This window comes from Streptomyces sp. NPDC057002, from assembly GCF_042673825.1.
Classification (GTDB): Bacteria; Actinomycetota; Actinomycetes; order Streptomycetales; family Streptomycetaceae; genus Streptomyces.
The window spans coordinates 347,511-372,244 of sequence record NZ_JBHURZ010000009.1 but is presented as its reverse complement, the minus strand read 5'-3'; the positions used below and the strand labels follow the sequence as shown (position 1 = coordinate 372,244).

The 24,734-nt window shown below is 71.4% G+C and carries 25 protein-coding genes; 11 read left to right on the top strand and 14 right to left on the bottom strand.

Translation table 11 applies throughout. The annotated features are described in order from the left end of the window. Positions 1-23 precede the first annotated feature (23 nt). Positions 24-1,397: an MFS transporter gene (locus ACFT32_RS37085; RefSeq protein ID WP_382497941.1), complete on the top strand. Its 1,374-nt coding sequence runs from the start codon at positions 24-26 to the stop codon at positions 1,395-1,397. On the opposite strand, the gene ACFT32_RS37080 is transcribed toward ACFT32_RS37085, so the two are convergent. The 3 genes from ACFT32_RS37080 to ACFT32_RS37070 all read right to left on the bottom strand — a co-directional run bounded on the left by ACFT32_RS37080 (position 1,386) and on the right by ACFT32_RS37070 (position 3,870). Further along, entirely contained in the window at positions 1,386-2,351 is a 966-nt protein-coding gene (locus ACFT32_RS37080; RefSeq protein WP_382498139.1) for a DMT family transporter, read from the bottom strand. The two genes, ACFT32_RS37085 and ACFT32_RS37080, sit on opposite strands and share 12 nt — an antisense overlap. 111 nt (positions 2,352-2,462) lie before the next feature. Then, positions 2,463-3,173, bottom strand: coding sequence for an ArsR/SmtB family transcription factor (locus ACFT32_RS37075; protein ID WP_382497939.1), 711 nt, complete (start codon positions 3,171-3,173; stop codon positions 2,463-2,465). A 46-nt stretch (positions 3,174-3,219) separates the two neighbouring features. Next, positions 3,220-3,870 (bottom strand): TetR/AcrR family transcriptional regulator, encoded by a 651-nt coding sequence (locus ACFT32_RS37070; RefSeq protein WP_382497937.1) that lies wholly within the window; start codon positions 3,868-3,870, stop codon positions 3,220-3,222. Positions 3,871-3,938: 68 nt separating this feature from the next. On the opposite strand from ACFT32_RS37070, the gene ACFT32_RS37065 reads away from it, so the two are divergent. From ACFT32_RS37065 to ACFT32_RS37055, 3 genes are all read left to right on the top strand, one after another. Next, positions 3,939-5,090 carry an acyl-CoA dehydrogenase family protein gene (locus tag ACFT32_RS37065; protein WP_382497935.1) on the top strand — a complete coding sequence of 384 codons (1,152 nt, stop codon included), beginning with the start codon at positions 3,939-3,941 and terminating at the stop codon, positions 5,088-5,090. 59 nt (positions 5,091-5,149) lie between these two features. Continuing rightward, a complete protein-coding gene (locus ACFT32_RS37060; protein WP_382497933.1) occupies positions 5,150-5,395 on the top strand; it encodes a YiaA/YiaB family inner membrane protein in 246 nt (81 codons plus the stop codon). A 70-nt stretch (positions 5,396-5,465) separates the two neighbouring features. Next, positions 5,466-6,110, top strand: coding sequence for a TetR/AcrR family transcriptional regulator (locus ACFT32_RS37055; RefSeq protein ID WP_382497931.1), 645 nt, complete (start codon positions 5,466-5,468; stop codon positions 6,108-6,110). Here the strand turns inward: ACFT32_RS37055 and ACFT32_RS37050 are convergent. Then, the gene (locus ACFT32_RS37050) at positions 6,101-6,562 is read right to left on the bottom strand and encodes a MaoC family dehydratase (protein ID WP_189726631.1); all 462 of its coding nucleotides are present in this window, start codon (positions 6,560-6,562) and stop codon (positions 6,101-6,103) included. The genes ACFT32_RS37055 and ACFT32_RS37050 overlap by 10 nt on opposite strands. A gap of 101 nt (positions 6,563-6,663) precedes the next feature. Between ACFT32_RS37050 and soxR the strand changes: the two genes are divergently transcribed. Beyond that, the gene (soxR, locus tag ACFT32_RS37045) at positions 6,664-7,128 is read left to right on the top strand and encodes a redox-sensitive transcriptional activator SoxR (RefSeq protein WP_382497929.1); all 465 of its coding nucleotides are present in this window, start codon (positions 6,664-6,666) and stop codon (positions 7,126-7,128) included. Between the two features lie 115 nt (positions 7,129-7,243). Here soxR and ACFT32_RS37040 read toward each other — a convergent pair whose 3' ends face one another. Both ACFT32_RS37040 and ACFT32_RS37035 read right to left on the bottom strand, forming a co-directional pair. After that, on the bottom strand, positions 7,244-7,960 hold the full coding sequence (locus tag ACFT32_RS37040; RefSeq protein ID WP_382497927.1) for a 3-keto-5-aminohexanoate cleavage protein: 717 nt from the start codon (positions 7,958-7,960) through the stop codon (positions 7,244-7,246). A gap of 93 nt (positions 7,961-8,053) precedes the next feature. Continuing rightward, positions 8,054-8,659, bottom strand: a complete 606-nt coding sequence (locus ACFT32_RS37035; RefSeq protein WP_382497925.1) for a hypothetical protein — start codon at positions 8,657-8,659, stop codon at positions 8,054-8,056. A 262-nt stretch (positions 8,660-8,921) separates the two neighbouring features. Between ACFT32_RS37035 and ACFT32_RS37030 the strand changes: the two genes are divergently transcribed. Further along, on the top strand, positions 8,922-11,720 hold the full coding sequence (locus ACFT32_RS37030; protein WP_382497924.1) for a penicillin acylase family protein: 2,799 nt from the start codon (positions 8,922-8,924) through the stop codon (positions 11,718-11,720). Positions 11,721-11,748: 28 nt separating this feature from the next. Here ACFT32_RS37030 and ACFT32_RS37025 read toward each other — a convergent pair whose 3' ends face one another. After that, a complete protein-coding gene (locus ACFT32_RS37025; protein WP_382497922.1) occupies positions 11,749-13,065 on the bottom strand; it encodes a serine-threonine protein kinase in 1,317 nt (438 codons plus the stop codon). A 109-nt stretch (positions 13,066-13,174) separates the two neighbouring features. Beyond that, entirely contained in the window at positions 13,175-14,410 is a 1,236-nt protein-coding gene (locus ACFT32_RS37020; protein WP_382497921.1) for an exo-beta-N-acetylmuramidase NamZ domain-containing protein, read from the bottom strand. A 195-nt stretch (positions 14,411-14,605) separates the two neighbouring features. Here ACFT32_RS37020 and ACFT32_RS37015 point away from each other — a divergent pair, with 195 nt between their 5' ends. From ACFT32_RS37015 to ACFT32_RS37005, 3 genes are read left to right on the top strand one after another with little or no spacing between them, the layout of a single operon-like run. Beyond that, positions 14,606-15,379: an SDR family oxidoreductase gene (locus ACFT32_RS37015; protein WP_382497919.1), complete on the top strand. Its 774-nt coding sequence runs from the start codon at positions 14,606-14,608 to the stop codon at positions 15,377-15,379. Next, positions 15,376-17,040, top strand: a complete 1,665-nt coding sequence (locus ACFT32_RS37010; RefSeq protein ID WP_382497917.1) for a class I adenylate-forming enzyme family protein — start codon at positions 15,376-15,378, stop codon at positions 17,038-17,040. Before ACFT32_RS37015 ends, ACFT32_RS37010 begins: the two co-directional genes overlap by 4 nt. Positions 17,041-17,069: 29 nt before the next feature. After that, on the top strand, positions 17,070-17,663 hold the full coding sequence (locus ACFT32_RS37005; protein ID WP_382497915.1) for a TetR/AcrR family transcriptional regulator: 594 nt from the start codon (positions 17,070-17,072) through the stop codon (positions 17,661-17,663). Positions 17,664-17,741: 78 nt separating this feature from the next. Here ACFT32_RS37005 and ACFT32_RS37000 read toward each other — a convergent pair whose 3' ends face one another. Next, positions 17,742-18,956 carry an acyl-CoA dehydrogenase gene (locus tag ACFT32_RS37000; protein ID WP_382497913.1) on the bottom strand — a complete coding sequence of 405 codons (1,215 nt, stop codon included), beginning with the start codon at positions 18,954-18,956 and terminating at the stop codon, positions 17,742-17,744. A gap of 5 nt (positions 18,957-18,961) precedes the next feature. Beyond that, positions 18,962-19,996: a phosphotransferase family protein gene (locus ACFT32_RS36995; RefSeq protein ID WP_382497911.1), complete on the bottom strand. Its 1,035-nt coding sequence runs from the start codon at positions 19,994-19,996 to the stop codon at positions 18,962-18,964. A gap of 205 nt (positions 19,997-20,201) precedes the next feature. On the opposite strand from ACFT32_RS36995, the gene ACFT32_RS36990 reads away from it, so the two are divergent. Continuing rightward, a complete protein-coding gene (locus ACFT32_RS36990; RefSeq protein WP_382497909.1) occupies positions 20,202-21,146 on the top strand; it encodes an NADP-dependent oxidoreductase in 945 nt (314 codons plus the stop codon). 27 nt (positions 21,147-21,173) lie between these two features. On the opposite strand, the gene ACFT32_RS36985 is transcribed toward ACFT32_RS36990, so the two are convergent. Genes ACFT32_RS36985 through ACFT32_RS36970 form a run of 4 tightly spaced genes read right to left on the bottom strand, consistent with a single transcriptional unit; the run spans position 21,174 to position 23,397 of the window. After that, positions 21,174-21,509 carry a DUF202 domain-containing protein gene (locus ACFT32_RS36985; RefSeq protein ID WP_382497907.1) on the bottom strand — a complete coding sequence of 112 codons (336 nt, stop codon included), beginning with the start codon at positions 21,507-21,509 and terminating at the stop codon, positions 21,174-21,176. Next, positions 21,506-21,898: a YidH family protein gene (locus tag ACFT32_RS36980; RefSeq protein WP_215122459.1), complete on the bottom strand. Its 393-nt coding sequence runs from the start codon at positions 21,896-21,898 to the stop codon at positions 21,506-21,508. Before ACFT32_RS36980 ends, ACFT32_RS36985 begins: the two co-directional genes overlap by 4 nt. A 45-nt stretch (positions 21,899-21,943) precedes the next feature. Then, positions 21,944-22,459: an NUDIX hydrolase gene (locus tag ACFT32_RS36975; RefSeq protein ID WP_382497905.1), complete on the bottom strand. Its 516-nt coding sequence runs from the start codon at positions 22,457-22,459 to the stop codon at positions 21,944-21,946. A 32-nt stretch (positions 22,460-22,491) separates the two neighbouring features. Beyond that, the gene (locus tag ACFT32_RS36970; RefSeq protein ID WP_382497903.1) at positions 22,492-23,397 is read right to left on the bottom strand and encodes a DMT family transporter; all 906 of its coding nucleotides are present in this window, start codon (positions 23,395-23,397) and stop codon (positions 22,492-22,494) included. A gap of 365 nt (positions 23,398-23,762) precedes the next feature. Here ACFT32_RS36970 and ACFT32_RS36965 point away from each other — a divergent pair, with 365 nt between their 5' ends. Continuing rightward, on the top strand, positions 23,763-24,713 hold the full coding sequence (locus ACFT32_RS36965) for a hypothetical protein (RefSeq protein WP_382497902.1): 951 nt from the start codon (positions 23,763-23,765) through the stop codon (positions 24,711-24,713). Positions 24,714-24,734 lie beyond the last annotated feature (21 nt).

Sequence of the window (24,734 nt, the reverse complement as noted above, 5' to 3'; positions counted from 1 at the left end):
GCACCCATCGGAGCGTGCACCGCATGGACACGGCACCTTCCGCTCAACCCGCCACCACCACCCCGGCCGCCGGCAACCGCCGCCGGGTAGCCACCGCGGCAGCGCTCGCCTCGGCCGTCGAGTGGTACGACTACTTCGTCTTCGGCATCGCCGCGGCTCTCGTTCTCGGCGATCTCTACTTCCCCGCGGGCAGCCCCACCGCCGGAGTCCTGGCCTCGTTCGCCACCTTCGCCGTCGGCTTCCTCGCCCGCCCCATCGGCGGGATCGTCGCCGGACACCTCGGCGACAAGCGCGGCCGCAAGCCGATGCTGGTCCTCGCCCTCACCCTGATGGGCGTGGCCACCACCGGCATCGGCCTGCTGCCGACCTACGAAACGATCGGCGTCGCGGCCCCGATCCTGCTGGTCCTCTTCCGCGTGCTGCAGGGCATCGCCGTAGGCGCCCAGTGGGGCGGCGCGATGCTGATGGCCACCGAGTACGCCCCCGAGGGCAAGCGCGGCATCTACGGCAGCTTCGTCCAGCTCGGCGTCCCCATCGGCGTGGTGACCGCCAACACGGTGTTCCTGCTGGCCGGCGCGTTCACCACCGACTCCGAGTTCGCGGCCTGGGCCTGGCGTGTGCCGTTCCTCGTCGGCCTGCTCGTCCTCGTGCTCGCCTGGTACATCCACACCCGCGTCGAGGAGACCCCCGAATTCCGGGAGGCGGAGAAGAAGCTGGCCGAGAAGGAGAAGGGCGAGCAGTCCTCTCCGCTGCGCACGATCCTGCGCGGCCACCTCGGTACGGTGCTCCTCGCCGGCGGTTCCTTCGCCGTGAACACGGCGACCTTCTACATCATCATCACCGGCGTGCTCGACTACACGACCCGCGAACTCGGCATGAAGAAGAGCGCCGTCCTCATGGTCTCGCTGTGCATCAGCCTCACCCAGCTGGTGCTGATCCCGGCTGCCGCCGCGCTCTCCGACAAGTTCGGCCGCATCCGGATCTACGCCATCGGCGCGGTCGGCATCGCGCTGTGGGCCGTACCGCTCTTCCTGCTGATCGACACCGGCTCGCTGCTGTGGCTCGCCGTCGGCACGTTCGTCGCCAGCTGTTTCCTGAGCATCATGTACGGCCCCCAGGCCGCCCTGTTCGCCGAGCTGTTCACGCCCGAGATGCGCTACACCGGCGCCTCCCTCGGCTACCAGATCGCGGCCGTCGCCGGCGGCGGGCTCGCGCCCTTCGTCATGGTGCTGCTGCTGGAGGCGACGGGCACGTCGATGGCCGTGTCCGGCTACATCATCGTGCTCTCGGTGATCGCGCTGGTCTCGATCAAGGTCCTCGCGGACCGTGCCCGTGCGGCGGAATCAGCGGCGGAACCCGCGACCGAGCCGGCGGCGGAGGCCGAGTCAGCGAGCTGAGTCCGCGGCCTCCTCGGGCCGGGGCTCCGCAGCCGCTCCCGGAGCCCCGTCCCGAGCCGTCGCCCGCGCCCGCGACCGGGACACCGCGACACCCGCCAGGCACAGCGCACCGCCGACCAGGGTCAGCAGCCCCGGCACCTCGCCGAGGAACAGCCAGGACATCAGGACGACCAGCGCGGGCGCCGCGTACGTCGTCGCGCCCATCCGGCTCGCGGTCGTCCGGGACAGGGCGTACGCCCACGTCGTGAAGGCGAGGGCGGTAGGGAAGATGCCCAGGTACACCATGTTGAGCGTCGCGGAGGCCGGAGCGTCGGCGGCCTCCTGGACCAGTTGCCCGGCGAACGGCAGACACAGGACCGCGCCGACCAGGCACCCGAACGTCGTCACCTGCAAGGGACTCGCCGTGCCCAGCGCCGGCTTCTGCGCCACGACACCACCGGCGTACGCGACCGCCGCCAGCAGGCACAGCACCACCCCGAGCACCGAGGAACCGCCCTCGCCCGACATCGAGAGACCCACCGTCACCGCGCCGGCGAACGACACCGCCATCCCCGCCAGCAGCCGCGGCGGCATCGGGTCCCCGAGCAGCCGGGCACCGAGCAGCGCGATCAGGATCGGCCCGGTGTTCACGACCAGGGCGGCCGTACCCGCGTCGACCTGCTGCTCGCCCCAGTTGAGCGCGACCATGTAGAAGCCGAACCACAGCAGCCCCGATATCGCGATCCCGCGCCAGGCCGTGCGCGGCGGCAGCCCCTCCCGCCGCAGCAGGCAGATCACCCCCAGCGTCAGCGCCCCGGCCAGCAGCCGCCCGAGCGCCAGCGCGCCCGGCGAGTACGCGTCACCCGCGCTGCGGATCGAGACGAAGGCGGACGCCCACAGCACGACGGTGACCGCGGCCGCACCGGCGGCCAGCAGTTCCGCCCGGCGGTCGGTACGGGACGGGGAGGTGTTCATCATGCTCCAGAGGCTAGGAGGGCGGAGGGACGGACGCTCGCGGTTTTCGGACCGGGCGTCGAGGCATGCCGGACGGTGGTGTGTCCGGGCCGGTCCGGCCAGGGTTCGGGGTCAGCGCAGCGCCGTCGGCTCCACGCCCAGCAGGTCGAAGAAGGCCTGTTCACCGGCCCCCGTCACCTTCACGGCCCGTTCGGAGCCGATGCGCACGCACCACCCGGTGTCCAGGGCATGCCGGCACAGCGCCGCGCCCGCCACGCCCGCGAGATGGGGCCGGCGTTCGGTCCAGTCGAGACAAGCCCGCGCCAGGGGACGCCGGCTACGCCGTTCGAGGCCGATACCGGCCGACGCGAACCACGCCAGGCCCGTGTCGGTGAGCGCGAACCCGGTCTCCTGCTGCAGCAGCCCGCGCGCCGTCAGGGCGTCGGTGACCGCGATGCCGAGCCGGCCGGCGAGATGGTCGTAGCAGGTGCGGCCCCGGGCCATCGCCGAACCCGCGCTCGACTCCCGAAGGCTCCGCGGCCGTACGGCCGTGCCCGGCGCGACCTGCGCGGCCAGGTCCTCCACCAGCTGCGCGACCCGTGCGTCGGCCAGCCGGACATACCGGTGCCGGCCCTGCCGTTCCTCAGTGAGCAGCCCGCCCGCGACGAGCCTGCTCAGGTGCTCGCTCAGCGTCGAAGCGGCGACACCCGCGTGCCGCGCCAGCTCGCTCGCGGTCCAGGCCCGCCCGTCGAGCAGCGCCAGCAGGCACGCGGCCCGGGTCTCGTCCGCGAACAGCCCGGCGAGCCGTGCCAGGCTCGTCGCCCGCGGGTCCCTCGTCGTCATGGCCCCAGCATGGGACACGGACCGTTCGGCCGCCGCCGAAGTGTCCCTACGCGGTCCGCCGCACCTGCTCGTACTGGCGTGCCAGCCCGTCCAGCAGGGCCGTCAGCCCCGTCTCGAAGGCCCGCTCGTCGATCTTCTCCTGCTGCTCGGCGAGGAGATGGGCCTGCTGGAGATGGGGGTAGTCGGCGGGGTCGTAGGCGCTCGCGTCGTCCACGAAGCCCCCGGCGAAGGAGCCGAGCGCGGAGCCCATCACGAAGTACCGCATCAGCGCGCCGATGGACGTGGCCTGCGCCGGCGGCCAGCCCGCGGCGACCATCGCGCCGTAGACGGCGTCCGCGAGGCGCAGGCCCGCCGGGCGGCGGCCGGGGCCGCGGGCCAGCACCGGGACGATGTTCGGGTGGTCGCGCAGCGCGGCCCGGTAGGAGACGGCCCAGTCGTGCAGCGCGGTCCGCCAGTCGCGGCCGTCCTCGAACATCGACAGGTCCACCTGGCCGCTCACCGAGTCGGCGACCGCCTCCAGGATCTCGTCCTTGGTGCGGAAGTGGTTGTAGAGCGAGGGCCCGCTGACGCCCAGTTCGGCGGCGAGCCGACGGGTGGAGACGGCCGCGAGGCCCTCCGCGTCCACGAGCACACGAGCGGTCTCGATGATCCGGTCGGTGCTGAGCAAGGGCTTGCGCGGTCGGGCCATGGCGCACATAGTAGGGCTGCGACTGGAAACTAGCAGTGCTAATTTAAATGTACGGTTTTCAAGTGGGGTGACTCGTGGTGAACCTGGAGCTCAGCGAGGAGCAGAGCGCGGTCCGGCAGCTCGCGCGGGACTTCGTGGAGCGGGAGATCACCCCGAACGTCATCGCCTGGGACCGCGCCGAGGAAGTCGACCGCGCGATCGTCAAGAAGCTCGGCGAGGTCGGCTTCCTGGGCCTGACCATCGACGAGGAGTACGGCGGCTCCGGCGGCGACCACCTCGCGTACTGCCTGGTCACGGAGGAGCTCGGCCGGGGCGACTCGTCGGTGCGCGGCATCGTCTCCGTGTCGCTGGGACTGGTCGCCAAGACCGTCGCCGCGTGGGGGAGCGAGGAGCAGAAGCGGCAGTGGCTGCCCGGGCTCACGTCCGGCGAGTCGGTCGGCTGCTTCGGACTCACCGAGCCGGGCACCGGCTCGGACGCCGGCAACCTCGCCACCCGAGCGGTCCGGGACGGCGACGACTACGTCATCAGCGGCACCAAGATGTTCATCACCAACGGCACCTGGGCCGACGTCGTCCTGCTCTTCGCCCGATCCACGGACGCCCCCGGCCACAAGGGTGTCTCCGCCTTCCTGGTCCCCACCGGCACACCCGGCCTGACGCGCCGCACGATCCACGGAAAGCTGGGGCTGCGCGGCCAGGCCACGGCCGAACTGGTGCTGGACGACGTACGTGTGCCCGCCTCGGCGCTGCTGGGGGAGGAGGGCAAGGGCTTCTCGGTTGCCATGTCCGCGCTCGCCAAGGGCCGGATGTCGGTCGCCGCGGGCTGTGTCGGCATAGCCCAGGCCGCTCTGGACGCGGCGGTGCGTTACGCGGGCGAGCGCGAGCAGTTCGGGAAGCCCATCGCCCGGCACCAGCTCGTCCAGGAGCTGATCAGTGACATCGCCGTGGACGTCGACGCCGCCCGGCTGCTGACATGGCGGGTCGCCGATCTGATCGACCGGGGGCGACCGTTCGCCGTCGAGTCGTCCAAGGCCAAGCTGTTCGCCTCGGAGGCGGCCGTCCGCGCCGCGAACAACGCGCTCCAGGTCTTCGGCGGCTACGGCTACATCGACGAGTACCCGGCGGGCAAGCTCCTGCGGGACGCCCGCGTGATGACCCTCTACGAGGGCACCAGCCAGATCCAGAAGCTGGTCATCGGGCGTGCGCTGACGGGGGTTTCGGCGTTCTGAGTACCTTCTGAGTACATCGGCGGATGTGGCGCGGGCCACTTCGGCCGAAGCTTGCCCCCATGAGTGACACACCGGGTAAGCAGAACACCGCGGCCTTCTACGGCCAGGCCGTAGCCTCCTTCGCCGTCGCCATGGCGGCCACCGCCATCGGTATCTACCAGCTCAGCGCCGACGCCTGGGTCCGGGGCTTCCTCGCCATCGCCGTCCTGTACCTGGTCACCTCCGCCTTCACCCTGGCCAAGGTGATCCGGGACCGGCAGGAGGGAGCGGCGGCGCCCGCCTACACCCCCTTCGAGAAGCACTGACCGGCCGCACTAAGCGCCCGCTCACCTTCAACGGTATGGTGGTGGCCCTGCCAGTGGAGAGGGGCATGTGATGGGTACGGCGGAGGAGACGGCCGGCGGCGAGGCGCAGGCGTGGGGCGAGGTCACGCCCGACGCGGCGCGGCGGCTGCTGATCGCCGCGGTGGAGGCCTTCGCCGAGCGCGGGTACCACGCCACGACGACCCGTGACATCGCGGGTCGCGCCGGGATGAGCCCCGCCGCGCTCTACATCCACTACAAGACCAAGGAAGAGCTGCTGCACCGCATCAGCAGGATCGGGCACGCCAAGGCCCTGGAGATCCTGCGGACGGCGGCCCGGCGCGAGGGCAGCGCCCGTGAGCGCCTGGCCGACGCGGTCGGCTCCTTCGTCCGCTGGCACGCCGGCGGGCGCACCACGGCCCGGGTCGTCCAGTACGAGCTGGACTCGCTCGGGCCGGACGCCCGGGCCGAGATCCTCGCGCTGCGCCGGCAGTGCGACGACGAGGTGCACCGGGTCATCGAGGACGGCGTGGCGTCGGGCGAGTTCGACGTGCTCGACGTCAAGGGGACCACCCTCGCGGTGCTCTCCCTCTGCATCGACGTGGCCCGCTGGTTCAACGTCGACGGGCCCTGGACGCCGGACGAGGTCGGCGCGCTGTACGCCGACCTCGTGCTGCGGATGGTCGGAGCCGGGGAGCCGGCGCCGGCTCAGAAGTAGTAGCGCGCCACGGACTCGGCGACACAGACGGGCTTGTCGCCGCCCTCGCGTTCCAGGGTGAAGGCGACGGTGACCTGGACACCGCCGGTCACGTCCTCGACGCCGGTGATCGTGGCGGTGGCGCGCAGCCGGGAACCGACGGGCACGGGCGCGGGGAAACGCACCTTGTTCGTGCCGTAGTTGACGCCCATCTTCACGCCCTCGACGGCGATCAGCTGCGGCCCGAAGAGGGGGAGCAGCGACAGCGTCAGATAGCCGTGCGCGATGGTCGTGCCGAAGGGGCCCGCGGCGGCCTTCTCGGGGTCGATGTGAATCCACTGGTGGTCACCGGTGGCGTCCGCGAAGAGGTCGATCCGCTTCTGGTCGATGTCGAGCCAGTCGGTGTACCCCAGCTGCTCGCCCACCGCCGACTTCAGGTCGTCGACGGACGTGAAGATCCTCGGCTGTGCCATGTCCCGGCCTCTCGCATATCAGGGATGCTGTTTCTCTAAGCGACTGCTTAGCATGGTCGGCGCCGGGGGGTCGTGTCAACGGACTGGGTAGGGTTCGATGGGTGCCCCAGATTCCAGAGAAGATCCATGAGCTCACGGTCGGCCAGCTCGCGGCGCGCAGTGGCGCGGCCGTATCCGCGCTGCACTTCTACGAGTCCAAGGGCCTGATCGGCAGTCGCCGGACCTCCGGCAACCAGCGCCGCTACTCACGTGACACGCTCCGCCGGGTCGCCTTCATCAGGGCCGCGCAGCGGGTCGGCATCCCGCTGGCCACGATCCGCGAGGCGCTGGCGGAACTCCCCGAGGAGCGGACGCCGACGAAGGAGGACTGGGCGCACCTCTCGGAAGCCTGGCGCTCCGAACTGGACGAACGCATCAAGCAGCTGAACCGCCTTCGAGACCACCTCACCGACTGCATCGGCTGCGGCTGCCTCTCCCTCGACGGCTGCGTCCTCTCCAACCCGGACGACGCCTTCGGCGAACGCCGCACGGGCTCCCGCCTGCTGGTGGACAAGGGCCGCACGTAGCTATAACTGCGGGCATGCGTGCCGCTGGGGGCGGCACGGGTGGGCGCAGCGGCACCCCGCTCCGCCGGGTTGCGCAACGCCCCGGCCCCAGCGGCGACGCCGAGTACCTCGCAAGCTAACGAGCCCCGTACTCACCCAACCCCGCCAAAACCAACTCCGCATTGGACCCGGCCCGCCTCCCGTCCGGCAGCACCAGCACATCCTCCAGCCCGACCCTCGTAGCCACCCCCAACCGCCCCGCGAGCCGCAGCACAGGCCAAGCACCCCCGTCCTCCCCGTGCAACAACACAGGACGGCCATGGGCGGATCCGATATCGGACAGCAACACCCGCGCTGCTGACACGGCACCTCCCGGGTCCGTGTCCGTCACCTCCGCCAAGACTCGCAACACCTTCGGCCCGAGCCGAGAGGCCGCGAACCGCTCCGCCCCGTCCGTCCCCGACCAGATACCGGCCTCGACCCCCACCCCGAGATCGAGGAGCGCGGCGGCCACCTCCTCCGCCCCCGGCTCATGCCAGTTGACCGACGCATGGTCGGGCAGCACGCTCCAGCCCCGGACCCGGTCCAGCCTGGCGGCGGGGTCCGGCTCCGCCCACGCCCCCGTCGTCACACCGACCGGCACCGACACCCGCGCCCGGATCGCCTCCAGCGTCACCGCGAGCACCCGCGGCGACAGCGTGTCCCGCCCGCACGGCGTCTTGGGATGGACATGGACGTCCGTGGCCCCGGCCGCGACGGCCTCCGCCGCGGACTCGGCCATGGTCTCGGGCGACAGCGGCACCGCCGTACCGTCGGCGGCTCCCCGCGTCCCGTTCAGACACACCTGCACCATGTCCCGATGGTGCCAGTCACCACTGACAGCCGGCCCCGGCGGCGACAGTGGGGGTGCGGCATCCCCGGCGCACCCCCCGCGCACCCGCGTTCGTCAAGCCGACATCAACAGTGGCCGTGCCCGCCTGGCGTACGCCAGGGACTCGGGCGTGAGCACGGGACGCGGTACCAGGATTCCGCAGTCCGCGCAGACCGGACCCGCCGATGGTTCGTGGTCCAGGTCGTACTTCCAGGCGAGCTGCTCCCCGCCGCACACCGGGCACGCCGAGCCCGGTTCGCGCTCCAGCGCGGCGATCAGCCGGCGCAGCACCTCGGCCAGCGGTTCACGGGGATGGACCGCCGGATCGTCGCACCACGCCACGCCGAAACCGCCCCAGGTCAGCCGGTGCCAGTCGTCCACGCTGCCCGGCCGGCGCAGTCCGTCGTGCTTCTCCTTCTTGCGGCGCTCGGCGAACTCGACCTCGTAGGCCAGCCAGACCGCCCGCGCCTCCTCCAGCTCGTCCAGTGCGGCCACGAGCCGCACTGGATCGGGGGACCGGTCCTCGGGACCGAATCCCGCCCGGGCGCACAAATGGTCCCAGGTCGCCCTGTGCCCGTAAGGGGCGAACCTCTCAAGGCACTTGCGCAGCGAATAGCGTCGCAAGGCCAGATCGCACCGCGGATCGCGGACCTGTCTCGCCAGACTCCGGAAACCGGCCATCGTCCTGCACCTCCGTCACACCTGCACCTGTAATCCGGTCACTTCGGCGTCGTCGTACGGACGTCGCCGAATAGACGTATCGACAAGCGAATCGGCTCCATCCGATTTCAAATGCCCTCCATAAGCCGTCCTAAGAGGCTCGCGAGTCGACTGCCGTGGTCCGTGTGCCTGTTGTGCTGACTCCAAGAAGTGACGCTTGTTCATCTTCAATCCCGGGGCTACCGGCGGTAACATCCGGCCACCCCCTCGGGAGGAGCCCCCCATGCCACGGCGTACCCCACGCACCGTTCTCGGCAGAATGAGAACTCCCCGGGGATTCCCCGGGTTCCTGAAGACCGCTTCGGTATGCGCCCTGATCGCAGGTCTTTTGTCGCCGCTTGCCCCGGCGGCCGCCGCGGAAACACCGACAGCGCAGGTCGCGGCCGCGGCGAACGACCATTGCGGGAACCAGTGTTCGGACATCCTCCCGCCGGGCCAGAACGGCAACGCCACCCTCGCCCAGATCCTCCTCAACCAGGCCTTCGGCACCCAGCCCGAGCACGCCGAGGACCAGCTCGGGCCCTACGCGAATCTCGCCAAGGGCTACACCGGCCTCACCAACGACAAGATCAACAACTTCTTCAACGACGCGTCCTTCGGGGTCCCGGCGGACCAGGTCGCCTCCACGGTCAAGCCGGCCGGGCGCAGCGACGTGACGATCGTCCGTGACAAGAAGACGGGTGTGCCGCACATCACCGGCACCACTCGGTACGGCACCGAGTTCGGGGCCGGCTACGCGGCCGCCCAGGACCGGCTGTGGCTGATGGACGTCTTCCGGCACGTCGGGCGCGGTCAGCTGACCTCCTTCGCCGGCGGCGCGCCCTCCAACCAGGGCCTGGAGCAGCAGTTCTGGCGGCACGCCCCGTACACCGAGGCCGATCTCCAGGCACAGATCGACAACGCCGTCGCCACCAACGGCGAGCGCGGCAAGCAGGCCCTCGCCGACGCCACGGCCTATCTCGACGGCATCAACTCCTACATCGACGCCTCGGACAGCGGCCGCTACTTCCCGGGCGAGTACGTCCTCACCGGGCACAAGGACTCCGTCACCAACGCCGGGAAGATCGAGCACTTCAAGATCACCGACCTGGTCGCGCTGGGCGCGGTCATCGGCGCGCTGTTCGGTTCCGGCGGGGGCGGCGAGGTCAACAACGCGCTCTCGCTGCTCGCCGCCCAGGAGAAGTACGGCGTGGCGGAGGGCACCAAGGTCTGGGAGTCCTTCCGCGAGCGCAACGACCCGGAGGCCGTCCTCACCGTCCACGACGGCAGCTTCCCGTACGCGACCAAGCCCGACGACCCGCAGGGCACGGCCCTGCCCGACGCCGGCTCGGTCGAGCCCGAGCCGCTCGTGTACGACCGCACCGGCAGCGCCAAGACCCCCAGTGCCACCGGCGCGTCCGGCGAAGCGGCCAAGACGGCCCTGTCGTCCGCCAGGCGCGGTATGTCCAACGCCCTCGTGGTCGGCGGCGAGCACACCGCCAGCGGCCACCCCGTCGCCGTGTTCGGCCCGCAGACCGGCTACTTCGCCCCCCAGCTGCTGCTGCTCCAGGAGATCCAGGGCCCGGGCATCAGCGCCCGCGGCGCCTCCTTCGCGGGCCTGAGCATGTACGTCGAACTCGGCCGCGGCCAGGACTACGCGTGGAGCGCCACGACCTCCGGCCAGGACATCATCGACACCTACGCCGTCGAACTGTGCCAGGACGACTACCACTACCTGTACCGCGGCACCTGCACACCGATGGAGAAGGTCGAGCAGAAGAACGCCTGGAAGCCGACCACGGCCGACGGCACCGCGGCCGGCTCCTACACGATGCGCGTCTGGCGCACGAAGTACGGCCCCGTCGAGTACCGCGCGACGGTCGGCGGCAAGAAGGTCGCCTACACCACCCTGCGCTCGTCCTTCCTGCACGAGGCCGACTCCATCATCGGCTTCCAGATGCTGAACGACCCCGACTACGTCAAGGGCCCGGAGTCCTTCCAGAAGGCGGTGCAGCACATCAACTACACCTTCAACTGGTTCTACGCCGACTCCGAGCACACCGCGTACTACAACAGCGGCGACAACCCGGTGCGCGCGAACGGCGTCGACGCCGAGTTCCCGGCGTGGGCGCGGCCGGCGTACGAGTGGCGTGGCTGGGACCCGGCGACCAACACGGCCGACTACACCCCGCCCTCCGCCCATCCCAACTCGATCGACCAGGACTACTACATCTCCTGGAACAACAAGCAGGCCAAGGACTACACGACAGCTCCCTGGGGCAACGGCTCCGTGCACCGCGGCAACCTCCTGGAGGACCGGGTGAAGAAGCTGGTCCGGCAGGGCGGGGTGACCCGGGCCGCGCTGGTGAAGGCCATGGCCGACGCGGCAACGGCCGACCTGAGGGCGGAGGACGTCCTGCCCGACCTGCTGAAGGTCGTCAACAGTTCACCGGTCACCGACCCCGCCGCGGCCGCTGCCGTGAGCAAGCTCCAGGCCTGGGTCGCGGCCGGCGGCAAGCGCACGGAGACCTCGGCCGGCTCCAAGAAGTACGCCGACGCCGACGCGATCCGCATCCTGGACGCCTGGTGGCTGCTGCTGGTCAAAGCCGAGTTCGAACCGGGCCTCGGCAGTGAGCTCTATGCCGCCATGACCGCGAACCTGCCCGTCGACGAGTCCCCGTCGGCCGCCCACGGACCGACCGGCTCGCACGCCGGAAGCTCATTCCAGTACGGCTGGTGGAGCTATGTCGACAAGGACATCCGGGCCGTGCTCGGCGAGCAGGTGCAGGGTCCGCTCGCCAGGAAGTACTGCGGCGACGGCAGCCTCGGCGCCTGCCGCGACACGCTGATCAGCACGTTGAAGGAGGCGGCCGGCAAGACCGCCGCCCAGGTCTACCCCGGCGACGACCAGTGCTCGGCGGGCGACCAGTGGTGCGCCGACTCGGTCATCCACCGCACCCTCGGCGGCATCAAGCACGGCAAGATCAGCTGGCAGAACCGGCCGACCTACCAGCAGGTCGTGGAGTTCACCTCGCACCGGTGACGCCAGGGCTTCTGTGGCTGACGGCGGGTCAGCGGACGCGGCCCGCCGCCAGCACCAAGCGCGCCAGCTCCTCGTGCAGGATGTCGCTGTGCGCGCCGGCCGGCGGGCCGCCGCGTCTGACCACCGCCGCCGCGTCGACGTTCACGCACCCCGAGGCGGGCAGTTCCACCGTCAGGGCCTTGGCGAGCGTGTACGCGCGCGTGCCCGGCACCGCCCGCACCCCGCCGCAGCCCATCGCGCCCCACTTCTCGCCCAGGGCCCGGATCGGATCGAGGCCGGTGGCCGACCAGCTGTCGCCCGCCATCCGCGACGCCAGCGGGTAGAACGTGCCGAGGGCCGAGTCGTGCCGGGAGTGGCAGCACACCACAGGGCCGTCGACACGGTTCTGCTGCCCTTGCAGCACCCCTCCGGCGCGCGCGTCGTGCGGCAGCCGGGCCGCGAACGCGTAGTGCGAGAACGCCCCCTGGAGCAGCGTCACGGACTTCACCGTGCGCACGCCCTCGGGGAGTCCGCGCAGCGCGAACGACACCAGCCGGGCGCCGAAACTGTGCCCCACGAGGTGCACGCGCACGCCCGGCGCCGCCTTCGCGAGCTGCCCGACGACCCGGCCGAGACCGCGCTCACCGACGGTTCCCGCGCGCCGCTTCATCGCGTAGTACGCCGCCTGCCGCAGCAGTTCGTGCGCACCGTCCCAGGGGTTCGGGAGCCTGAAGTCCCGCCGTGCGCCGGACGCTTCGAGCTCCGCGAGCGCCTGCGCGAACTCCTCGCAGGCCGCCGCCGAGGATCCGGCGAACATCTCCGGCTCGCTCTGCGGCGCCCCCTCCGCCACCGTGTCCGCCGCGAACAGCTCCTGCGGCCCGGGCGCCACCACCTCCACCAGCAGCCGCACCAGTCGCCCGAACTCCTCCAGCTCGGACTCCTCCCGCGGCTGCTGCTCCAGCAGCCGCGCGATCTGGTCGACCAGGATCGCCCGGCCCGGGAAGGTCTCCAGCAGCGCGTGCCGCGTGTCCTTGTCGAGCGCGGGACGCCCGGGGGCCCCGGCCGCCACGGCCCGGGGCAGGTCCGGGATCGGTTCGTCGGAGAACCGCATCGCCGGCCACAGCACCCCGACGTACCCGACCCGGGCCGCCGGGGCCAGCCGTGGGACGGGTGCGAGGAAACGGTCGTAGAGCCGGGTCGCGCCCGAACGGTCGTTGTTCCAGCCGTGCGCGAAGACGATCAGGTCGCGCACCTTCCGTTCGGCCACCCCGGCGAGCAACCGGTCCCGCTGGCGGCCCGCCGGGTCCCCGTCCGCGTCGAAGGTCAGCTCCCAGTAGGGAGCCACACTCATCGCCGGATCCGCCATGACAGGCCCCCTAGCCCCCGGGTGACGCCACGATCTGGGCGCATCGTCCTGCCAACGGGGCGACTTGGCCATACGTCACGGGCGCATTGGGTACCGCGGCATGCCTCGCTCAGCGGTAGACGAGGTACTCCCGCCGCGTCCGCCGGAACGCCGCCAGGTCCTGCTGCCACCCCGCCACGACCTCGTCGGTGTCCGCACCCGCGTCGATCATCGTGCGCACGCGCGTGGAGCCGGTGAGCTTGTCGATCCAGTTGTCGGGGCGCCAGGCGAAACCGCTCCAGGCCCGCTTGGCGGTCACCAGCAGGGCGATTCCCGTGCGCACGGGGTCGAACGCGGCCCGGTCGTGCACATGGACCTGTACGCCGCCGATCGTCTTGCCCTGGAACTTCGAGAAGGTGGGCGCGAAGTACGCCTCCCTGAACCGCACACCGGGCAGCCCGAGTTCGTTCGCCCCCTCCGCCCAGCGCCGGTCGACGCCCTCCGCGCCCAGCAGCTCGAACGGCCGGGTCGTGCCCCGCCCCTCCGACAGGTTCGTGCCCTCGAACAGACACGTCCCCGAGTACACCAGGGCCGTCTCGGGCGTCGGCATGTTCGGGCTCGGCGGCACCCAGGGCAGGCCGGAGGCGTCGTAGAACTCCGAGCGCTTCCAGCCCGACATCGTCACGGTCTCCAGCGGCACGGGGTCGGTCAGGAACTCGCCGTTGAACAGCCGAGCCAGCTCCGCGACGGTCATCCCGTGGGCCTGGGAGACGGGCTGCCGCCCGACGAACGTGGCGAACTCCTTGTGCAGCACGGGCCCCAGCGCCGCCCGCCCGGTCACCGGGTTGGGCCTGTCCAGGACCACGAACCGCTTGCCGGCGAGCTGCGCGGCCTCCATGCAGTCGTACAGGGTCCAGATGTACGTGTAGAAGCGGGCGCCGACGTCCTGGATGTCGAAGACGACCGTGTCCACGCCGGACGCGGTGAAGATGTCGGCGAGGGGCCGGCCGCTCTTGAGGTACGTGTCGTAGACGGGCAGGCCGGTCGCCGGGTCGTCGTAGCGGCCCTCGGAGCCGCCGGCCTGTGCGGTGCCCCGGAAGCCGTGCTCGGGGCCGAAGACGGAGGTGAGGTCGACGCGGTCGTCCGCGTGCATGACGTCGACGATGTGGCGGGCGTCGCGGGTGATGCCGGTGGGGTTGGTGACGATGCCGACCTTTTGGTTGCCGAGCAGGGTGTAGCCGTCTTGGGCGAGTCGTTCGAAGCCGGTGCGTAGTTTTCTGTGGCGCTGGGCTGCTGCGGCGGCGGGTGCGGTAGAGAGGGCTGCCGCCGTGGTCGCGGTGAGTACGGCTCGTCTGGAAGGGCGCATGCGGTGGCCTCCTTGAGCGGGGACGGTCGGCATGGGCACGGTATGCGCTCCCGCGGGCTGTGGGGAGGCAGCGGGCCGTCTGTGGTCGATCGCGCAGTTCCCCGCGCCCCTTGAGGGGCGTTGCCGATACCCCTTCCGCGGTACATACCGACCGGTTAGTCTGGCGCCATTGCTGAGCCGCGTCTAAGGAGACCGATGGTGGGAGCCTTTCAAGGGGCCGGAGTCGTTGTCACGGGGGCCGGTGGAGGTATCGGGGCCGCGCTTGCCCGGCGCTTCGCCGCCGAGGGGGCCCGGGTCGTCGTCAACGACCTGGACGCCGAGCGGGCCAAGCACGTCGCGGACGAGGTCGGGGGCATCGCCGTGCCCGGTGATGCCTCGGCGATCGTCGGGGACGCCCGGGACGCGCTCGGCGGGACCGTCGACGTGTACTGCGCCAACGCCGGTGTCGCCTTCGACGGCGTCGATTCCGGTCAGGCGCTGGACGAGAAGGCGTGGGCGACGTCCTGGGACGTGAACGTCATGGCCCATGTCCGGGCGGCTGAGCAACTGCTGCCCGCCTGGCTGGAGCGCGGCAGTGGCCGGTTCGTGTCCACCGTGTCCGCCGCCGGGCTGCTCACCATGATCGGCGCCGCCCCCTACGCCGTCACCAAGCACGGCGCCCTGGCCTTCGCCGAGTGGCTGTCGCTGACCTACCGGCACCGGGGCGTGAAGGTCCACGCCATCTGCCCGCAGGGCGTCCGCACCGACATGCTCGCCGCCACCGGCAGCGCGGGTGACCTGGTCCTGCAGCCGACCGCGATCGAGCCGGAGGCCGTCGCGGACGCCCTGGTCAAGGGCATCGAGGAGGACCGGTTCCTGATCCTGCCGCACCCGGAGGTCGCCGCCTACCATCAGGCCCGGGCCGGTGACCCCGACCGGTGGCTGACCGGCATGAACCGCATCCAGCAGCAGTGGGAGGCGAGCCGGTGACAGAGTCCCGCTACGCCGCCAAGCCCTGGCTGGACCTGCTCGACGAGGCCCAGAAGGGCCCGATAAGCCCCGCCGGCTCCCTCGTACACGCTCTGCGGCGGGTGATGGCCGAGACGCCGGACCGTGACTTCCTGGCCTACTTCGACGGCCGGCTGACCTACCGGGACGTCGACGAGCTCAGCGACTCCGTCGCCGGGCACCTCGCGGCACGCGGCCTGGAACGCGGTGACCGGGTAGCGGTGCTGCTCCAGAACTCCCCGCACTTCGTGCTCGCCGTGCTCGGTGCGTGGAAGGCGGGCGCGGTCGTCGTGCCCGTCAACCCGATGTACAAAGCGGGCGAGGTGACCCACGTCCTGCGGGACGGCGAGGTGGCCGCGCTGATCTGCTCGGACCGGGCGTGGGAGTCGTATCTGCGCGAGACGGCGGCGGACTCGCCCGTGCGGATCGTGCTCACCGGGTGCGAGCTGGACTTCCAGACGCGTGACGACGCGCGCGTGCTCACCTTCGAGCGGCTGCCGCAGGCCCGGGACGCCGATGACCTGGTGACCGTGGCGCGGGCCGGGCACAAGGCGCCCGAGGACCGGGAACCCGGCCCCTCCGACATCGCGCTGATCAGCTACACCTCCGGCACGAGCGGCGCGCCCAAGGGTGCCACCAACACCCACGGCAACATCATGTACAACGCCGAGCGGCAGCGGACCGGCCTGGGGCTGCCCGAGCGGCCCGTGTACTTCGCGATGGCGCCCCTGTTCCACATCACGGGCATGGTCTGCCAGTTCGGCGCCTGTCTGAACAGCGGGGGCACGCTCGTGCTGGCCTACCGCTTCGAGGCGGGCACGGTGCTGGACGCGTTCGCCGAGCACGCGCCGCACTACACGGTCGGCCCGTCCACGGCCTTCATGGCGCTGGCCGCCCACCCCTCCGTCACCCGTGAGCACTTCTCCTCCTTCCGGGTGATCTCCTCCGGCGGCGCCCCGCTGCCGCCCGCGCTGGTGGAGAAGTTCCGGGCGGGCTTCGGTCCGTACATTCGCAACGGCTACGGGCTGACCGAGTGCACCGCGCCCTGCGCCTCCGTGCCGCCCGGTCTGGAGGCGCCCGTCGACCCGGCCTCCGGGACGCTCGCCGTGGGCCTGCCCGGCCCCGACACCGTCGTACGGATCGTCGACGACAACGGCGCCGAGGTGCCCTTCGGCGAGCAGGGCGAGATCGCCGTACGCGGCCCGCAGGTCGTGCCCGGCTACTGGCGGCGCGCCGACGCCACCGCCGAGACCTTCCCCGGGGCCGAACTGCGCACCGGCGACATCGGCTTCATGGACGAGCAGGGCTGGCTGTACGTCGTCGACCGCAAGAAGGACATGATCAACGCGTCCGGTTTCAAGGTGTGGCCGCGTGAGGTCGAGGACGTGCTCTACACGCACCCGGCGGTGCGCGAGGCCGCCGTGGTCGGGGTGCCCGACGGCTATCGCGGGGAGACCGTCAAGGCGTACATCAGCCTGCGTCCGGACGCCGAGACGGACCCGGATGCGCTCGCCGCGTACTGCAAGGAGAGACTGGCCGCTTACAAATACCCGCGCCAGGTGGAGATCCTGCCCGACTTGCCGAAGACGGCCAGTGGGAAGATCCTCCGTCGGGAACTGCGTTCCCGGACGCAAGACAATTGACCAGCAGTACGGAAAGGCAGGTGGCGGCAGTGCCCAGGACGACGGACTCGGACGGCATCCCCGTGCCTCAGCGGCTCCTGGCCGCCGCCACCCGGCTCTTCGCCGAGTGGGGCTACGACCGCACCTCGGTGCAGGAGATCGTCGAGGCGGCCGGTGTCACCAAGGGGGCGCTGTACCACTACTTCGGCTCCAAGGACGACCTGCTGCACGAGGTGTACGCGCGTGTGCTGCGCATCCAGCAGGAGCGGCTGGACGCCGTCGCGGACGCGGACGAGCCGGTGGAGAAGCGGCTGCGGTCCGCGGCCGCGGACGTCGTGGTGACGACCATCGACAACCTCGACGACGCGATGATCTTCTGGCGGTCGATGCACCACCTCAGCCCCGAGAAGAACAAGCAGGTCCGCTCCGAGCGCCGCCGCTACCACGAGCGCTTCCGCGCGCTGGTGGAGGAGGGCCAGGAGTCGGGTGTCTTCTCGAAGACGACCCCGGCGGACCTGGTCGTCGACTACCACTTCGGCTCGGTCCACCACCTGTCGACGTGGTACCGGCCGGATGGTCCCATGAGCCCCCAACAGGTAGCCGACCACCTGGCCGACCTGCTGATGCGGGCACTGCGCCCCTGACCCAGGGGGCGGAGCCCCCTGGAAGATGGGACGGGTAGGGGCGGCGGGGGCGAGAAGACCCCCACCGCCCGCACCACCTCAGACGTACTTCTTCAACTCCCGCCGAGCCAGCGACCGCTGATGCACCTCATCGGGCCCGTCCGCGATCATCAGCGTCCGCGCCCCCGCGTACAGCTCCGCCAGCGGGAAGTCCTGACTGACACCCCCCGCACCGTGCAGCTGGATCGCCCGGTCGAGAATGTCCACCACCGCCCGAGGCGTAGCGATCTTGATCGACTGGATCTCGGTGTGCGCGCCCTTGTTCCCGACCGTGTCCATCAGCCAGGCCGTCTTCAGCACCAGCAGCCGCAACTGCTCGACCGTCACCCGCGCGTCCGCGATCCAGTTGTGCACCACACCCTGCTGCGCCAGCGCCTTCCCGAAGGCCGTACGGGACACCGCCCGCCGGCACATCAGCTCGATCGCCCGCTCCGCCATGCCGATCAGCCGCATGCAGTGGTGGATCCGGCCGGGACCGAGCCGGGCCTGCGCGATGGCGAAACCGCCGCCCTCCTCGCCGATCAGGTTCGACGCCGGCACGCGCGCCCGGTCGAAGATCACCTCGGCATGGCCGCCGTGGTAGTGGTCCTCGTAGCCGAAGACCTGCATCGCCCGCTTGATCGTGACACCCGGCGTGTCACGGGGCACCAGCACCATGGACTGCTGACGGCGGATGTCGTCGCCGTCCGGGTCCGTCTTGCCCATCACGATGAAGATCTTGCAGTCGGGGTGCATCGCCCCGGAGATGTACCACTTGCGGCCGGTGATGACGTACTCGTCGCCATCCCGCTCGATGTGCGTGGTGATGTTGGTGGCGTCCGAGGAGGCCACCTCCGGCTCGGTCATCGCGAACGCCGAGCGGATCTCACCGGCCAGCAGCGGCTCCAGCCACTGCTTCTGCTGCTGCTCGTCGCCGAACTGGGTCAGCACCTCCATGTTCCCGGTGTCGGGCGCCGCGCAGTTGGTCACCGTCGGCGCCAGCTGCGGGGACCGGCCCATGATCTCGGCGAGCGGCGCGTACTGGAGGTTGGTGAGACCGGCCCCGTACTCGGAGTCCGGCAGGAAGAGGTTCCACAGGCCCTGCCTGCGCGCCTCGGCCTTCAGCTCCTCCACCACGGGCACCGTCTCCCACGGCGAGGCGAGCGCGGCACGCTGCTCGTCCGCCACCGCCTCGGCCGGATAGACGTACTCGTCCATGAACGTGAGCAGCTTGGCGCGCAGCTCCTCGGTGCGTGCGTCGAACGCGAAGTCCATATGGATCAGCCCTCCTGAAGGCCCTCGTGAAGCGTGGTCAGCCCGTGCCGGACGAAGACGGGCACGAGGTCGCCGATGCGGTCGAACCCGCGCCCGACCGTCTGGCCGAGCGTGTAGCGGTAGTGGATGCCCTCGAGGATCACGGCGAGCTTGAACCAGGCGAACGCCGTGTACCAGGAGACCGCGGAGACGTCGCGCCCCGAGCGCGCGGCGTACCGCTCGATGAGTTCGGACGGCGCCGGATGCCCGGGGGCCTCGGCGGTCGTGGAGACGGGGGACTCGGGCATGCCCAGCGGCATGCTGTACATGACCAGCAGACCGAGGTCGGTGAGCGGGTCGCCCAGCGTCGACATCTCCCAGTCGAGGATGGCCTTGATCTGGTCGTCCTCGCCGATGAGGACGTTGTCGAGCCGGTAGTCGCCGTGCACGACGGCCGGGGCGGGGGAGCGGGGCAGGTCACGGCCGAGGGCGGCGTGCAGTTCGTCGATGCCGTCCAGCTCGCGGTTGCGGGAGGCGTCCAGCTGCTTGCCCCAGCGCCGCAGCTGCCGGTCCAGGAAGCCCTCGGGCCGCCCGAAGTCCGCGAGCTCGGCCTCGCCCGGGTTCACCGCGTGCAGCTCCACCAGCGTGTCCACCAGGTTCAGCACCGCGCCGCGGGTCCGCTCCGGACCGAGCGGGGCGAGCTGGTCGGCGGTGCGATAGGGGGTGCCCTCGACGAACTCCATGACGTAGAAGGGCGACCCGAGGACCTCCTCGTCCTCGCACAGCAGCACCGGCCGCGGAACCGGCACGGCGGTCGGATACAGCCCGCTGATCACCCGGTGCTCGCGCTTCATGTCGTGCGCGGTGGCCAGCACATGGCCGAGCGGAGGCCGCCTTACGACCCAGCGTGCGGTGCCGTCGGAGACCGCGTACGTGAGGTTCGACCGTCCGCCCTCGATCAGCCGGCCGGACAGCGGGCCGTTCACCAGGCCGGGGCGCTCCCGGTCGAGCAGGCCGCGAAGCCGGTCGAGATCGAGTCCGGGCGGGTGGTCGGGGCTCATGCGTCGCTCCTACGGGGAGATGGACGGTTCCCGACTCATGATGCCGACCGGTCGGTATGTCGTCCAGAGGGGGGCCGAAACGTGATCGGAGCCACGATAGGCCGACGGCTCCTCCCGCGGGACGCCGGGGAGGCCCGAGAGCCGGCCCGCTTCGTTCAGGCCATCCGGCTTGCGGGCCGTGCGGGGAGCCTCGAAGGTCGGAGCCATGAAGGCCATCAGCTACTCACGGTACGGCGGACCCGAGGCGCTGGCGTTCGGGGAGGTCCGCGATCCCAAGGTCGGCCCGGACGCGGTGCTGGTGAAGGTGCGGGCGGCGTCCGTGAACCCCGTCGACTGGAAGGCCCGTGAGGGCTACCTCGACGCCATCCTCGAACCCGTCTTCCCCGTGGTGCCCGGCTGGGACGTCTCGGGCGTCGTCGTACGGCCCGGCGTGGCCGTCTCGGAGTTCGACGTCGGGGACGAGGTCATCGGGTACGTACGCGAGGACTTCCTCTCCCGGGGCACCTTCGCCGAGTACGTGGCCGCGCCCCTGCGCACCCTCGCCCGCAAGCCGCGCAACCTCTCCTTCGAGGAGGCGGCCGGACTGCCGCTGGTCGGGCTCACCGCCTACCAGGTGCTGCTGAAGGTGCTCCAGGTGAAGCGGGGCGAGACCGTCCTGGTGCACGCGGCGGCCGGCGGCGTGGGATCGCTCGCCGTACAGCTCGGCACCCACCTCGGCGCCCGGGTGATCGGTACGGCGAGCGAGCCCAACCACGACTTCGTGCGGGGCCTCGGCGGTGAGCCGGTGACCTATGGGGAGGGCCTGGGGGAGCGGGTGCGGGGGCTGGCGCCCGAGGGCGTGGACGCGGTGTTCGACACGGTCGGCGGAGACGCGCTGAAGGCCTCGGCGAACCTGCTGGCCCCCGAGGGGCGACTGGTGTCGATCGCCGACGGCGACGTGGTGAACTACGGCGGCCGCTACTACTTCGTGCGCCCCGACGCCGAGGACCTCCAGCGGTTGTCCGAACTGGCGGAACAGGGCGTGGTGAGCGTGCATGTCTCCGAGACGTTCCCGCTGGAGCGGGCGGCGGACGCGCACGTGCTGAACCAGGAGGGCCGCACCCGCGGCAAGATCGTCGTGACGGTGGACTGGGAGACGGAGGGCGCGTAGCCGTCGGCCGTCGAGGCGCAGTGCGTCTCAGAGGACGAGGGCCGCCCCGCACGCCGCCATCGCCACCGTGCACAGCACCGCGGCCGTCGCGTGCCGGGGCGCGAACGCCGCTGGGCTGCCCGAGGCGGAGAGCGTGCGGATACGGCGGTGGGCGACGCCGAGGAAGCCCAGCCACAGGACACAGCACAGGGCGCACGCGACGACCCCGGCCACCGACACGCCACCGTGCAGCGCGGTCTTCACGGCGAGCACGGCCGAGACCGTGCCGGAGAGGGTCGTACGCCGCCACGCGAGCCGGGTTCGCTCGGGCTGGAGCCCGGGGTCGCGGTCGGGTGTGCGAGGCGCGCTGTGAGCCGCGCTCACCCCTCCCACCCCACGAGCACCACCAGCACCATCGCCACGGCGACGACCGCCACGACGAGGCTCAGCAACGCCGGGAACCGGGAGACGGGCAGATCCTCGCCCCGGCGCATGGCCCGCTCGCAGCGCACCCAATGGTTGACCGCCCGCAGCGAGCACAGCACCCCCGCGGCGAGCAGTGCGAGGGCCAGCCCCACCCGCCAGCCCCAGCGCAGGTCCGGCAGGAACTGGTCCACGGCGAAGCCGCCGCCGATCAGCGCGAGGGCGGTGCGCAGCCAGGCCAGGAAGGTGCGTTCGTTCGCCAGTGAGAACCGGTAGTCGGGCGTCTCGCCGTCCTGCCGGACCTCGGCGGGCGCGAACCACAACCGGACGTTCCGTACGAACTCGATCACGTGCGCGACCCTACCCGGGAGGCGATCGCCGGTCGCCGGCGCCGGCTACGGCCTCGCCCGGAACGCCTTGAGCCGCTCGTACGCCGCCAGCCCGTCCGGCACCCACTCCCAGTCCCCGAGGCGCCGCTCCACCTCGTCCTCGGGCAGGAAGTCGTGCCAGGCCACCTCCTCGGCCTGGGGCCGCACGGGAAGCTCGCAGCGGACCTCGTACACCGCCGACCACCAGCTCTGGCCGGCGCCGTTGTCGTAGAGGAACTTGAAAAGGTACCGCGGGTCCGGCAGGCCGGTCACGCCCAGTTCCTCCTCGGCCTCGCGCAGGGCCGCCGTGCCGTAGGCCTCGCCCGCGCCGACCACGCCGCCGACGAACATGTCGTAGAGGGAGGGGAAGACCAGCTTGGTGGGTGTCCGCCGGTGCACGAAGAGACGCCCCTCGGCGTCCCGGGCCTGGATGAACACACAGCGGTGCCGCAGGCCGCCGGCGTAGACCTCGCCTCGGGGCAACTGCCCGATGACCTGGTCGTTCTCGTCGACGATGTCGAGGATCTCGTCAGCAGCGCTCATGCCCTCATCCAAGCAGTGAGCGGCGCCGGAAATCACTGGGGCTGCGGCTGTGCCTGCAGCTTTCCCACGTGGGCCCGCTTCGCCAGTCCGTGCGGCATCGCCGGATGCAGCCCCAGCAGCACGATCCCGGCGACCACGGCCAGCAGACCGCCCGCCTCCCAGCTCAGGGCCACCGCGTCGGTCCGCAGCCGGTCGCCGAGGAAGCCGACGCCGCAGATGATCCCGGCGAGCGGCTGGGCCGCGGTCAGGGCGGGCAGCGACTTGCGCAGGGAGGCAGTCTCGAAGGCGCTCTGCACGAGGACCAGCCCCGTGACGCCCAGCGCGAGGACCGCGTACGGCTGCCAGCCGGTCAGCAGCTCGGCGAAGCCGCCCTCGGAGAACTTCTGCCCGCTCACCCGGGTCAGCGCGTCCTGCACGCCGTACAGCAGCCCGGCGGCCAGGGCCAGCAGCACCGGTCCGGAGCTCAGCCGCGAACGCTTGGCGTGGGTCGTGAGCAGCAGGGCGAGACCGACCATGGCCCCGATGATCAGCCACTGCCGCACCGGATCCGCCGTCGCGGCTCCGCCCTGCGGCTGGCCCGCCACGATGAACGCGGTCACCCCGCCCGCCAGCAGCAGGAGCCCCGCCCAGCCCTGGCGGCCCAGTGGCTGCTTGGTCTGCCTGCGGGACAGCGCGAGCGCGAACAGCAGGTTCGTCGCCAGCAGCGGCTCCACCAGGGACAGCTCGCCCTGCCCGAGGGCGGCGGCGCCCAGCGCCATGCCGACCACCATCAGCGCGATGCCGCCGAGCCAGCGCGGCACCTTCACCAGGTCGATCAGCAGGCGGAAGGAGAGGAAGTCGCTCAGCGGAGCCCGCTGGGCCGCGTTCTGCTGCAGAACGAAGCCGAAGCCCAGACAGCAGGCGGCGCTCAGGGCGAGCACGAGTACTAGAACCGACACGCGGTGTACCTCGATCATCAGGTCGGGTTCACGGTTGCGTAGGGGCCGACTGTACCGGCCGGCTCCGCCCGGCGCGCCCGTACGTCCTGCCATGGTCCGGGTCAAAACCGGCCAACGCTATGACGTACGTCACAAAGGGCGAAACGGAAAAATCGGATGTCGGTCTCACGCTCCTCCCACACCCCGTTGATCACAAAACCCTCACGAGTCACGCTACTTGACGCGTGTAACGCGATGGCGGCCCTTGACGTCAACCGTTGGCGGGGGGTTGGCTGTGTGTGATCAGTTCATGGCATTGCGCACACCCGCGCCCCATCGACCGCCGTGAGCCGAAACACCAGAAGAGCGCGTGAGGAAGTCCCGCGGTGTCCCCACCCCCGCCTCCCCTCGGCCGTGGCCGCAGACGTGCGGCACAGGCCTTCGACGAGGCCCTCGACGACGCCGACCTCGTGGCCGCGCGCGCCGCGCTGGCGCAGGGCCGCTGGCAGCACGTCCGTTCCCTGCTAGTCCGGACCGGAGAGGACTGGGACCGCCGCGGCCACCGGATCACGGTCCTCGCCGGGGAGTCCTACAGCGCCGCCTGGGCCCGTGAGTGGCTGCTCGCCGAACCCGAGTCCGCCGACGCCTCCGTCCTGCTCGCCCTCGCCGAGGTCCGGCGGGTGCTGCGCGGCAAGGGCAAGCCGGTCCGCGCCCGCGAGGCCTGCGAGACCGCCGCCGCCCGTGCCCCGGCCGACCCCACCCCGTGGCTCGGCCTGCTCATGCTGGAGTGCGCGACCGGCAGGGACCTGGACGTGGTCCGGCAGTTCGAGGCGGTTCGCGGCCGGTATGCCGACCACCACCACGCCCACCACCTGATGGTCGCCCGGCTCGCCGCACGCCGTACCGACGCCGGCCCGGACCCGTTGCACGAGGTCTACGACTTCGCCAACTGGGCCGCCGAACAGGCGCCGGCCGACTCTCCGCTCGCGATCCTGCCCGTCGTCGCCCACGCCGAGCGCTACCGCGTGCTGGCCGCCGCCGGGTACGAGCCCGCCGATCCGGCCGCCTCGGGCCACTGGGCCGGCCGCCGTGCCCGGCAGGTGATGAAGGCCGCCTTCGACTGGTGGCTGGAGTGGGAGCTGGAGGGCCACCCGCGCCGGCTGATCGACCTGAACTTCCTCGCCCATGCCAAGTTCTGCGAGGGGCGGGGCGCCGAGGCCGCCGCCCTGTTCCACCGGATCGGCCGGTACGCCACCCCGGCGCCCTGGTCGTACCCGGACCGCGACCCGCACACCGCCTTCGCCGCCGCTCGCGCCGGCGCACTCGGCACGGCCTGACCCCCCGCCATTTCAGAAGTG